Source organism: Bacillus sp. KICET-3, assembly GCF_033261025.1.
Lineage (GTDB): Bacteria > Bacillota > Bacilli > Bacillales > Bacillaceae > Bacillus > Bacillus sonorensis.
Genome location: NZ_CP137345.1, coordinates 1,916,181 through 1,928,494, shown reverse-complemented (window position 1 = coordinate 1,928,494; position 12,314 = coordinate 1,916,181). Strand labels below are relative to the sequence as shown.

At 41.7% G+C, this 12,314-nt stretch carries 9 protein-coding genes and 1 pseudogene; 7 read left to right on the top strand and 3 right to left on the bottom strand.

Going from position 1 to position 12,314, the window contains the following annotated elements:
- Nucleotides 1-771 precede the first annotated feature (771 nt).
- The 7 genes and pseudogenes from R5H20_RS09710 to R5H20_RS09680 all read left to right on the top strand — a co-directional run bounded on the left by R5H20_RS09710 (nucleotide 772) and on the right by R5H20_RS09680 (nucleotide 5,805).
- The gene (locus tag R5H20_RS09710; RefSeq protein WP_006638081.1) at nucleotides 772-1,707 is read left to right on the top strand and encodes a CobW family GTP-binding protein; all 936 of its coding nucleotides are present in this window, start codon (nucleotides 772-774) and stop codon (nucleotides 1,705-1,707) included.
- Between the two features lie 113 nt (nucleotides 1,708-1,820).
- Nucleotides 1,821-2,043 (top strand): annotated as a pseudogene (locus R5H20_RS09705) (30S ribosomal protein S14).
- Between the two features lie 152 nt (nucleotides 2,044-2,195).
- Nucleotides 2,196-2,588, top strand: coding sequence for a (2Fe-2S) ferredoxin domain-containing protein (locus R5H20_RS09700; RefSeq protein WP_006638083.1), 393 nt, complete (start codon nucleotides 2,196-2,198; stop codon nucleotides 2,586-2,588).
- Between the two features lie 16 nt (nucleotides 2,589-2,604).
- The gene (locus R5H20_RS09695) at nucleotides 2,605-3,594 is read left to right on the top strand and encodes a CobW family GTP-binding protein (RefSeq protein ID WP_006638084.1); all 990 of its coding nucleotides are present in this window, start codon (nucleotides 2,605-2,607) and stop codon (nucleotides 3,592-3,594) included.
- Between the two features lie 132 nt (nucleotides 3,595-3,726).
- Entirely contained in the window at nucleotides 3,727-4,167 is a 441-nt protein-coding gene (gene sufU, locus R5H20_RS09690; RefSeq protein WP_006638085.1) for a Fe-S cluster assembly sulfur transfer protein SufU, read from the top strand.
- A 409-nt stretch (nucleotides 4,168-4,576) separates the two neighbouring features.
- Complete coding sequence (locus R5H20_RS09685) at nucleotides 4,577-5,419, top strand: trypsin-like serine peptidase (RefSeq protein ID WP_224254491.1); 843 nt, start codon at nucleotides 4,577-4,579, stop codon at nucleotides 5,417-5,419.
- Nucleotides 5,419-5,805 carry a DUF2606 family protein gene (locus R5H20_RS09680; RefSeq protein WP_006638087.1) on the top strand — a complete coding sequence of 129 codons (387 nt, stop codon included), beginning with the start codon at nucleotides 5,419-5,421 and terminating at the stop codon, nucleotides 5,803-5,805. The genes R5H20_RS09685 and R5H20_RS09680 overlap by 1 nt, the downstream gene beginning before the upstream one ends.
- Nucleotides 5,806-6,633: 828 nt before the next feature.
- Here the strand turns inward: R5H20_RS09680 and R5H20_RS09675 are convergent.
- The 3 genes from R5H20_RS09675 to mutS form a co-directional block, all read right to left on the bottom strand.
- Nucleotides 6,634-7,299, bottom strand: a complete 666-nt coding sequence (locus tag R5H20_RS09675; RefSeq protein ID WP_006638088.1) for a flagellar brake protein — start codon at nucleotides 7,297-7,299, stop codon at nucleotides 6,634-6,636.
- 447 nt (nucleotides 7,300-7,746) lie between these two features.
- Complete coding sequence (gene mutL / locus R5H20_RS09670) at nucleotides 7,747-9,636, bottom strand: DNA mismatch repair endonuclease MutL (protein WP_006638089.1); 1,890 nt, start codon at nucleotides 9,634-9,636, stop codon at nucleotides 7,747-7,749.
- 16 nt (nucleotides 9,637-9,652) lie between these two features.
- On the bottom strand, nucleotides 9,653-12,259 hold the full coding sequence (mutS, locus tag R5H20_RS09665; protein ID WP_006638090.1) for a DNA mismatch repair protein MutS: 2,607 nt from the start codon (nucleotides 12,257-12,259) through the stop codon (nucleotides 9,653-9,655).
- Nucleotides 12,260-12,314 lie beyond the last annotated feature (55 nt).

Sequence of the window (12,314 nt, the reverse complement as noted above, 5' to 3'; positions counted from 1 at the left end):
TCCTGTAAAAAAGAGGAACTCTTGTTTTCTCTTCCCGTTGACTTAGCAGTAAACAAACAGACCTTCTTGTAAATATAAAGTGAAAATCGTTGTCCTGGCAGGCGGTTAATCTTCTGTTGCGATCTATTGATCAGCACATGGTAACATAAGCGGCATGCCAGGATTTTGATAAGATTGTCCAAAACATAATTTCAAAGCTCAAGTAAACCAGGAGGAATGAAGTCGATTGCCACCCTTTCATGACTTCACGTGCCGATCACTGCCCTGAGGTGAAAATCTCAAAAGATGATTGTTAATTAAATGTAAAAAACCGATGTTCAAGACTTTCCTATGAAGAACCGAATGAGGCACCTCGACAATCCGGCTGCCCGGATAAAGAACATGATAAAAGTCAATGCAGTTCATTTCACGAGTAAAACACTGAATTGTTATAGGCGTTCTTTTGGCAGTATAAACTGGATTCTTTAGTTTCTGCCGATACATGAACATGTGCTCCATTATCCGCAGGCACCTTTTCTTGAAAAGAAACGCTCTCCCCTTCCTTTCCCGTACTTAGTTTGTTCCGATGCAAATCGTAATTGTTTCGATTTTATCCTGATCATACATCCCTATTCCTTTTTATGTCAAGCTGTTTTGCTTTTTCCAAGCTTGCCAAAGAGGGAAAATGTTATTAAGCTTATAAATAGTAATTATTACGGTTTTAACAGAGACAGGAACTAATCGCCAAATCTGCCCCCTTTCCGGTACATAAAAAAAGAAAGGATGGTCATCATGAAAAACGTAGAAATAAATATTTTATCGGGTTTCTTAGGATCCGGGAAAACAACTCTTCTTCAAAAAATTCTAGAAAAAGAACAAAGAGGACGAAAAAAAGTAGCTGTCGTGATGAATGAAATAGGTCAAGTCTCTATCGATTCAGATTCAGTCCCTAAAAATACGCCGTTAAAGGAACTGCTAAATGGATGCGTGTGCTGCACACTGTCTGATCAACTCGAAGTCCAGATATCAGAACTTTTAAATCAGTATGATCTAGATGCAATCTATATCGAAACAACGGGGATTGCCCACCCAATTGAAGTGTTAGACAGTTGTTTGTCTCCTCTTTTAGCCGAGAAAGTGAGGATTCATTCTATTATTACTCTTTTAGACGCTGCCTGTTGGATGGAACGTAAAGAACTGAAGATCCCTCTTCAAAAACTTATTGCCGAACAAGTAAAACATGCAGATATGATCGTGTTGAATAAGATTGACTGTATATCAAGGAACAGCCTAAAGAGGATCAAAGAGGAGTTGCTCAGTATGAATCCAAGAGGAAAGATTATTCCGGCAGAATTCGCCAGCATCGATATTGGAACCATAAAAAATCTGCAGAAAAAAGAAAGAGTCGAACATGAGAAAATACACGCTGTCCAACATCTCCATATGAAAACATATGTTCATACTTTCTTACACCCTATTAGTGAGAAGCTATTTCGAGACTTCTTAAGGACAATGCCGGATACGATCTACCGTATTAAAGGCTATATCCGTTTTACGGGAAACCCAGATACACTTCTTTTTCAATATGCTTATGGCATGCCTTTTCATACAAAATCAGGATTAAAGATGAACAATACACTCGTTTTTATCGGCGATGATTTAGACCATGACAATCTGCAGGAAACACTGTGTAATCTAGAGGATAGAAGTGTGTCAACAGCTCATTAGTACAATTTAGCCTCTTCCTTCTGTTTGCGTTTGGCTTTGAAAAGAGATAAAATGATCTTTAAATCGTAATGATTACGTTTTGAGGATGGCATAAAAAAGAAAGGAGAGATCATATGGCCAAAAAATCAAAGGTGGCTAAAGAAAGACAACGACAAGAAATAGTTGAAAAATATGCAGAGCTGAAAAAGGAATTAAAAGCAAAAGGTGTCTATGAAGTTGCCGAGAGATTCATCCCCTACCCGTTTGCATAATCGTTGGGGAAATTACAGGAAGACCTGAGGATATTTAAGAAAGCTGAAGATGTCTAGAATCGCTTTTCGGGAGTTGGCGCATTAAGGGCTACTGCCAGGCATTTAAAAATCAAGTTCATAAAATCCATCAGGATTGTGTTTGCTCAGTACTTTATCATCATTTAAAAAATTCAATCCAAACCATTTTCGCATTTTAAATCATAATTATTTCGTTTTTATCTGGAGGGAAAACATAAAATGGCGACGTGGGATTTAAGTAATACGAATCATCATATCCTTATCTGCAACGGCAGCAGCTGCAATCGGGCCGGAGCTGAGGAACTAACGCAAGCGATTCGGAAAGAAATCTCAAATCGAGAGCTTGACGATATCATTCACACAACGCGCACACGTTGTAACGGAAGATGTCATGATAAGTGCGTTGTCATCCACTATCCAAAAGGAGCGTGGTATAGGGATTTAAAACCTGAAGATGCCCCTCTCCTTATTGATTCGCTTTGTGCCGATGAAGATTATACAGAAAAAGTAAGCCATTCGTATGACGGCCAACGTTTCGAACGTTCATTTGGAGTCATCGCCGGGGTTCCAAAAGACAAAGAAAAAGTAAACAAAGTATCGAAAAAATTGTAAAAGGAGACGAATCATCATGACTTTAACCAAACGAAACAAAATTCCTGTTACCATTCTGACTGGATATTTAGGCGCCGGGAAAACCACACTTTTAAATCGAATACTTACAAAAAAGCATAATCAAAAGATTGCGGTCATTGTCAATGAGTACGGAGAAGTTGGGATAGACAATCAGCTCGTGGTTAATGCTGAAGAGGAAATCTTGGAAATGAATAATGGCTGCATCTGTTGCACGGTTCGGGGAGATTTAATTCGTATTCTGCGGACCCTTGTGTTTTCAATGGATCAAGGTAACGTTCATTTTGATCGAGTTTTAATTGAAACAACGGGGCTAGCTGATCCAGCCCCTGTTGCCCAGACTTTTTTGATGGATCAATTGCTATCGGAAAAATTTGAAGTTGACAGTATTATTACCGTAGTAGACAGCAAGCATGTCACAAGACATCTGGATTGTCGGGATGAAGCTCAAGAGCAAATCGCTTTTGCTGATGTGATCATCCTAAATAAAACAGATTTAGTATCTAATGACGAGCTGAAATCATTGGAGCGAAGACTTGCCAACATAAATCCTACAGCTAAGATGCTGTATGCCAGAGATTGCAATATAAATTTAAGAGATATTCTAGGGATCCATACGTTTGACGTGAATCACAAGCTTGAAATTGATCCTCATTTTCTAGAAGATCATCATCATCACCATCATGATGATAAGGTGTCTTCTATTGCTTTTCGGGAAGAGAAACCGCTTGACTTAGCAAAGGTAGATCATTGGATGGGTTACCTAGTTCGAGAAAAAGGCGAAGACTTATTACGTTATAAAGGTATCCTCTATATTAAGGGAGTGGAAAATCGAATTGTATTTCAAGGGCTTCATATGTTGTTTTCAGGACGTCCTGATCGGAAATGGAAAGAAAACGAGACAAGGCAAAGCGAACTTGTTTTTATTGGGAAGGACTTAAACAAAGAGGAGTTGGAACAGCAATTTAAAAATTGCATAGCGAAGTAACACTTTTTTTACACCAGTAATCATTAAGCGTTCAACGGATGAATAAAGAAGAAAATTAGAGATTGCGACTTAATACTTATTGACTTAATACTTATTATAAACTATTCACTTTGAAAGGGGAAATTCATTCCTATGCTTGATAACCTGTACCGACAAGTTATCATGGAACATTATAGACATAAGAGAAATTTTGAAGAATTAAAAGGAGCAAATATACGAAAAGTACATTATAAAAACCCTACTTGCGGCGATGTTATGACTTTATTTTTAGACCTTAAACTTGATCAAGTTAAGAAAGCAGCCTTCCTTGGTGAAGGCTGCAGTATAAGTATGGCCTCTGCATCTATGATGACAGAGTTAATCCAAAACAAGCCGCTAAAAGAGATTGCGATTCTTAGAAAAGCATTTGAGGATTTAATTCGCGATGGAAAGTCAACAGATAAAATCGATTTAGGAGATAGTTTATCGTTACAAGGGGTTCATAAATTAAAAGCTAGACATAATTGTGCATTAATGACTTGGCAAGCCTTAGATAAGGTGTTAAAAGGCGAAAAAGAATACAATAACCTTTAGCTTATTTTAAGTATATAAACCGTTCTTTTGGCTGCTATAACAAGTAGCGAGGATATAAGTGCAGCCTATCACAGGCGGCATTAACGTGGTCAACATGTTAATAATCATCATATTCATCACTCACAACCCCTTGTATATCAACGGTTATGAGCGTACTAGATCAACGCATACAGAACATGAGTTCCGTTTATAATATATCCTCACGAGAATAACCTGTCAATAAAACATCTAAATATAAGACAACTTTTTTTGCCATGATTGTTTAGACACAGATCATATTCCTATATATTTATATTGGAGTAAAATATAGGTGGTATATTCTGAGTGAAAATCTGTACAAACTTCAAAAAATGGTTACTAGTACTCTCGTTTTCTCTAGGATTATTGTCTTTATCACTTTTCAACAGTATTGGCTTTTGATGACCGGGATCTCCCTACGTCTAGTGATGGAAAAGAAATAACAAAAGAAGAAATGCAAGAATTAAAGAGAACTATGGGAGACGTAAATTCCTCTTCTGCTTTTGAAGGGACAGGCTACTTAAACCCTACAACAGATGAATCATACGATGAAAACGAAAAACTAAACACCTTTGAAGAAATCACCCTCAACGGAGTTATCGGAAAAGATAATCATAGAGCAATCACATACCTTGAAATAAGATACCCTAAAAAACCTAATAGTCCTTTTCTATGCACAGGATTTTTTGTAGGCCCTGATACAGTCGTTACAGCCGGCCATTGCTTACATAACAAAAGCCAAGGCGGCTGGGCAAAATCTATAAAAGTTATTCCAGGAAAAAACGGCAAGAGCAATCCTTATAGCCATGCTTTGGGAAAAACTGCGCACTCTGTCAAAGGTTGGACAGAACATCAAGACCCTAACTTTGATTATGGTGCGATTAAAGTAGAAAGTAAATTAGGGGATAGAATTGGATGGCTAGGTTATGAGTGGCAAGCTGCAAGCCTTTCCGGAACCAAAGTAACTGTTCAAGGATATCCAGGAAGTAAACCTAGTGGCACTATGTGGAAGGACTCTGGGAGCATACTGCCAACTGAACCTCTTTCCATTAGGTATACTATTGATATGTCACCTGGTCAAAGTGGAGGCCCTGTATACAAGTCAAATCATAACGCAGTTGGTATTAATGCATGGGAACATTGGCAAGGGGATAAAAACAACTTCATTTACAACAGCGGTACTCGAATTACAAAGTCCGTATTTGATAATATAAGCTACTGGAAGGGTCTATAATGTTAAAATTCATCTCGAATTGTCTGCTCATCACTCTGTTCTCTGTATTCATTTCTGGCTGTGGCAGCACCAATAACAAAGACATTCCTACAACGAAGGAAAAACCTGTTATGACTACAGTTACTATTAAAGTAAGTGATAAAGACAATAAACCACTAAAAAATATAAAAGCTGTAGAAGATCTGAAATCCGATAAAGAGAATATGAGAGCGACTATCGGGCATGAAATCGGCACTACTGATAAGGAAGGAAATATAAAGTGGGAGACAGAGACGGGAAAATATGATGTCATTCTATATAACTTAGAATCTAAAAATGATTCCCATCAGTACACGATTAATATAACAGAAGATACAACAACAATTAAGTTGGTTTATAAATCATGAATTAGAAAGGTTCCCTCTTTATTAAAGAGGGGCCTTTTTATGATTTTAATACACCTTAATACCCTCGAAGATGTTAAAGTCAAACAAGTATAGCCCCTCTCAGAAAGAAGAAGGTCCTTTTCGTTAGTTAAACAGCCCCTTCCATGTGGCTCTTTCCGGCAATACCATCCGCAGCCTTTTGGAAGGGCCTAAACGAATATATAAAGACTTCAATAAGAGGACCTTTCACTTTCTAACCAATCGGGATACAAGTTCAAGTATTGAAAACAATAAAAAAACGCTCTTGCAGTTAAGCAAAATACGTTAATTTTATGTATTTGACGATTACGCCACCTGTTTAAAGTGAAGGGGTTTTGGGCTGGATTTGATTGGTCGCTCCTGTTGCCGGGACGGCAACTGACGGCAACTTTCGCTCCCAAACTCACCAGCCAGCTTCTTTACACGATTCAGACCCGAAGGATCTGTAAATGCAGTATAACGGATTCTTGATCAAGAATCAAAATAAATCATAAACTTAGTTCCACTATCCGTTTATCTATTGAAACATATGTGAATCACTTGAGACTCATCTTTCAGTCCACAAATTGTACCCGTAGCCTCGAACATTTAAGTGTTAAATATATAACACCTGTTAGCAAGAAGAAAGACTCTTTTCGTTAGCTAAACAGCTTCGTCATAACTGCCTATGGTGAAAAAAATCCCCTCTTGAATTAAGGGGATCCGGGGCAGATCACTGTCTTCCTCAACTTTTAAAGGGTTAACATACTCTATCTTGACGATTTTATTACCGTCTACGTACGCAGTAAGATATACACCTATAATAGATAATTATTCTGATTTAAGTTTTTTCTTTTCTATCAATTGGCATTTTATACAATAGTGTACAAGTGTTTGTTTATCATGCTCATTCATGCTGATAAATTCAACTGTCATAATCTGTTTGTTTGTTCTACGATCAAGGTAAGTGCGTTTGACTTGAGTATGAACGTCAATCACAATTTCATCATCCCCCTTATTTGGTAGGGAGATACTTAAATTCAAATCCTCTTCTGGTTCGTGTTTTTGCGTCTCTTCAATGATTAATGCAGCGCCTCCAGCACTGATATTTGTTGTATATGTTTTAAACATTGAGCCAGATCCATATGGACGAACAGTGACAGGAATCGTTGTATTTACTCTAAAAAATTGCCGCCTTTGAATTTTTGTCATTTGATCTTCTTCAGGTAAATACATATTTAATACAGGTATATTATGATAGATCTCTCGTCCTTGTATTACACTAGTAAATTTATAAGGGATTTGTTGCGCATTTACAAAGTGGATCGTGGCAATTGTATTTGTTGGAATAATAACAGTTCTTCCCGTTTCTACATCAACAGGATAATGTACTTTTAAAACATTTTCTTCAATGGATGACACTTTGCTTTTCGCAATGACATTTTCTTGATTTTCGTTTTCAAATTCTATTGTTATGATATTTCCTAAAGATAACAATGGGCATCACTCTTTCAATTCTACTTAATCATTATATCGGTACTATGACACATAAATTAAAGAAAAGAAAGGAGAAGACATTGAAAAAGTCTTTTCTTTTATAAAAGCTGCTTCTATTAATTCTAAAATGAATATCTTAGACAGCTTGAGAGATCGGGGAATAATTAAAGGCATCAATTCGGTTTCCATACTCTAGCATGTCAACTTCGTGTAACTGGAAACTTCAGTAAAGTAAAAAAAGCTCACCTTTTATTTCTTATTGGTGAGCTTCTTCTTATGAGTTCAGCTAATCAGCACAATAAATTACTAGTCTTGCGGCCTGCTAAAACTGATAGTGAGGATAGAAAATATAGCCTGCTACAGGCATAAACGTGGTCAACATGTGGTCAATCAACATATTCATCGCTCACAATCCCTTGTATATCAACGGTTATGAGCGATTAAAAATTACATCACCCGCTTAAACATCTTCTCCATCTCATACGTTGAGTAATGAATGATGATCGGCCGGCCGTGCGGGCATGTGAAGGGGTCGGACGTCCGCCGGAGTTCATCGAGCAGAGCCCTGATTTCGTCGTCGCGCAGGTGGTGGTTGGCTTTGATTGAGCCTTTGCAGCTCATCATGATGGCGGCTTCTTCGCGCAGTTTTTTGATATCGATGTTCCGGTCGTCAAGGACCTGCTGGATGATTTCTTCGATGAGCATCGTTTCCTCGCCCTTTGGAAACCATGTCGGATGGCAGCGGACGATATAGCTTCCCGAGCCGAATGATTCGAGAAAGACGCCGACTTTTGCGAGGTCCTCCAGGTGCTGGTCGATGATGATCGCTTCGTTCTTTGAGTAGTGCAGAGTCAGCGGAACGAGGAGATCCTGGACTTCGGGTTCGACCTCTCCGACTTTTTCACGGAAGTATTCATATTTAATCCGCTCTTGTGCGGCGTGCTGATCGATGATGTACAGTCCGTTTTCATTTTGGGCGAGAATGTAAGTTCCGTGCATCTGCCCGATCGGATACATGATCGGCACGCGTTCTTTCGGCGGTTCCGTCTCTTCCGGCAGCTCAGGTTCGATTTGCGGCTGTGCTTCTTCTTGTTCATCGGGCATGCGGACGTCGATGTCCGGCGGTTCAGGCGGCGCTTCTTGCGGAACGCTTTCCTCCCCTTCTTCCGCCTCGATCGGCGCTTCCTTTACAATCGCGCTTAATTTCATCGGCGAGTATGCGGGCGCTGTTTTCCGCTCTGGTTTCGCGTCATCAGCAGGCGCCGGTGCATTGTCGAAGTTCAGTTTTTGCTGCTCTGGTTTCAACAGCGGCTGCACCGCTTTTTTCGGCGCCTGTACGCTTGGAATGAGCTGCCGCTGTTTGAACACGCCTTTGATGGCGTCGCGGAGGAGCTCGTGGAGCTCTGTCTCTTTGCTTAATCTGACCTCAAGCTTTGACGGATGCACGTTGACATCGACGAGAAGCGGGTCCATGTTGATTTCAATGAATGTGATCGGATGGCGACCGATTGGCAGCAGTGTGTGATACCCTTCATGAATCGCTTTGACGAGCGGAAAGTTTTTAATATATCTGCCGTTGACGACTGATGACATATAATTTCGCGAAGCCCGCGTGATTTCCGGGAGCGCAATATAGCCTTTCACTTCAAAATCTAGCGAGCTGGCTTGAAGCGGAATCATTTTTCTTGCGACCGCGGTTCCGTAAATCGCCGCAAGCACATGGCGGACATCACCGTTTCCGTTTGTTTGCAGCAAGGTTTTCCCTTGATGCCTCAGCCTGATTGATACCTCAGGGTGTGCGAGGGCGATTCTGTTGACGACATCGGTAATATTGCCGAGCTCCGTATGGATCGTTTTCATATATTTCAGCCTTGCCGGCGTATTGAAAAACAAATTTGTAACGGCAATTTCCGTTCCCCGCCGGCTCGACGATTTTTGCTCGGAAATGATTCTTCCTCCTTGAAGTACCAGATGGGTTCCCGCGCCTTCCCCGGTGCTCGTCTTAATGCTGACGTGTGAGACAGACGCGATACTTGGCAATGCTTCTCCGCGAAATCCGAGCGTTCTGACGCGAAACAGATCGTTTTCATCCTTGATTTTGCTTGTGGCATGGCGCAAAAAAGCCGTTTTGCAGTCGTCAGGATCCATCCCTTCTCCATCATCAAGAACCTTGATGGAAGAAAGCCCGGCTTCTTCAACATCGATTTCAATTACCGAGCTGTTTGCGTCAATTGCATTTTCCACAAGCTCTTTTACGACGGATGCCGGTCTTTCAACGACTTCTCCCGCCGCGATTTTATTTGATAAATCATCGGGAAGCTGGACAATTTTTGCCAAGTGCGGTCACCTCTCTTTATTTTAATTTTTTTTGCAGCTTATACAGTTCATTCATCACTTGTAGTGGCGTCATATCAAGCAGATTCATCGCTTTAAATTCTTCCAGTACACCCTGCTCTTTTTTGGACAGCTTTGCTTGTTTTTCCTTCGGCTTGTCCGTTTCAAAGAAGGACAGCTGCGCCGGCTCCGCTGCGGGCGCCTGAGGTTCTTCGGCTGTTTCCGCTTGGACTTGAGGTGCTTTGGAAGCGGCCGGTTCTTTAGCGCCCGCTTCAAGCTCTTGTAAGATCGTTTTGGCCCGGCTGATTAAATCGCCGGGAAGCTCGGCAAGCTGTGCGACATGGATTCCGTAGCTTTTGTCAGCGGCGCCTTCTTTAATTTGGTGGAGAAATACGACTTTCCCCTCATACTCTTCCGCCCGGACATGGACGTTTTTCAGCTCGGCAAGCTTATCTTCAAGCGCTGTCAGCTCATGGTAGTGAGTGGAGAACAGCGTTTTCGCGCCGATATGGTTATGGACATATTCGATGATCGCCTGGGCAAGCGCCATTCCGTCATATGTGGATGTTCCGCGCCCGATCTCATCAAATAAGATCAGGCTGTTTTTGGTTGCGTGGACAATCGCGTTTTTAGCTTCGAGCATTTCCACCATAAAGGTGCTTTGCCCGGAAATCAGGTCATCTGCTGCACCGATTCTCGTGAAAATCTGATCAAAGATCGGCAAAACCGCTTTTTTGGCGGGAACGAAGCAGCCGATCTGCGCCAAAATCGAAATCAGCGCCATTTGCCTCATATATGTGCTTTTACCTGACATGTTCGGTCCTGTGATCAGGAGCATTTGTCTGCCTTGTCCCATTTGACAGCTGTTCGGTACATAAGACTGGCTGTCCATCACTTTTTCAACGACAGGGTGCCGTCCGTCTACGACTTCGACGACATCATCCGAAAACTCGGGTTTTACGTAATGGCGGTTTTCGCTGATCGTCGCAAAGCATTGCAGCACGTCGAGCTCGCTCATCATTTTGGCCAGCCGCTGCAGACGCGGAATATATTCTTTCACCTGATCCCGCAGCTCTGAAAACAGCTGATATTCCAGTTCAGAAATATTGTTTTCCGCTTCAAGAATCAAAGCTTCCTTTTCTTTCAATTCCGGTGTGATATAACGTTCTGCATTTGCGAGCGTCTGCTTTCGTTCATACCGTCCTTCTTCAAGAAGGTGGATGTTTGCTTTCGTCACTTCGATATAGTAGCCGAACACTTTATTAAAACCGACTTTTAATGAACGGATGCCCGTATATTCCCGCTCCTGCTGTTCGAGCTTCGCAATCCAGTCTTTCCCGTTCTTGCTTGCATCCCTGTATTCATCAAGCTTCGCGTTGTAGCCGTCTTTTATCAAGTTTCCTTCTTTTAGAGATAGCGGCGGATTTTCATAGAGCGCTTCTTCCAAAAGTTCAAGCAAATCGCGGCAAGGATCGATTCTTTCAGAGCGCTCCTGAGCTTTTGGATGATTGAGAGATGCGACAAGCTGCTTGATAGCCGGGACTTGCTTCAGCGATTCCTTCAGCTGAATCAAATCTCTGGCATTGACGTTTCCGTATGCGACGCGGCCGGCAAGCCGTTCAAGGTCGTACACTTCCTTCAGGCGCTCCCGCAAATCCTCCCGTTCAAACAAATGGGTCATGAGCGTTTCGACGATTTCCTGGCGCTCTTCGATCTGCCCCTTTCTGATCAGCGGACGGTCGATCCACTGCTTCAAAAGGCGGCCGCCCATAGCCGTTTTGGTTTCGTCCAAGAGCCAGAGAAGCGAGCCTTTTTTATTTTTGGAGCGGATCGTCTCCGTAAGCTCAAGATTCCGTTTGGAATAAAGATCGATTTTCATCGCTTCTTCCAATTCATAAGGCTGCACCTTTTGAAGGTGGTCAAGGCTTCGTTTTTGGGTGCGCTTCAAATAGGTGTAGAGCTTCATGAATGTGTCAACAAGCTCTGTTGACGGCAGATCTTTTACAATATCCGGGGTCTCTTGTGCCCGTTCATCTTCGAAGGAGATGGTCGCTCCGCAGCGCTCTTTTAAAATGGTCATCTCTTCTTCGCTGATCCGGCTGGAGACGACGATTTCCCGCGCTCCGACGGAATAGATTTCAGACACTACATCATCAAATCTTTCAATCGCCGCCACCAGGTTCTCCCCGGTCGTCAAATCTGAAAAAGCAAGGCCGTATGTATGCTGAAAATCGCTGACAGAAGCGATAAAGTTGTTTTCATTATCATGAATGCCCTTTCCGTCCATCACGGTTCCCGGCGTAATCAGCTGAACGACTTCCCTTTTGACGACTCCTTTTGCCGCCTTAGGGTCTTCCACCTGCTCACAGATGGCCACTTTATAGCCTTTCTTAATCAGCTGCTCGATATAGGAAGAGCAGGAATGATAGGGAACCCCGCACATCGGGATCCTCTCACTTGATCCGCCGTCTCTGCTGGTCAGCGTAATTTCCAGCTCCTGGGACGCTTTTTTGGCATCCTCGAAAAACATCTCATAAAAATCTCCGAGACGAAAAAATAAAAAGGCATCCTGATACTCTGCCTTGATCTTTAAATATTGCTGTATCATTGGCGTGTAGCCTGCCATATTAATCCCCCATTATGTATCAACGTTTCTATTCATTCCAAGATTGATTATACCA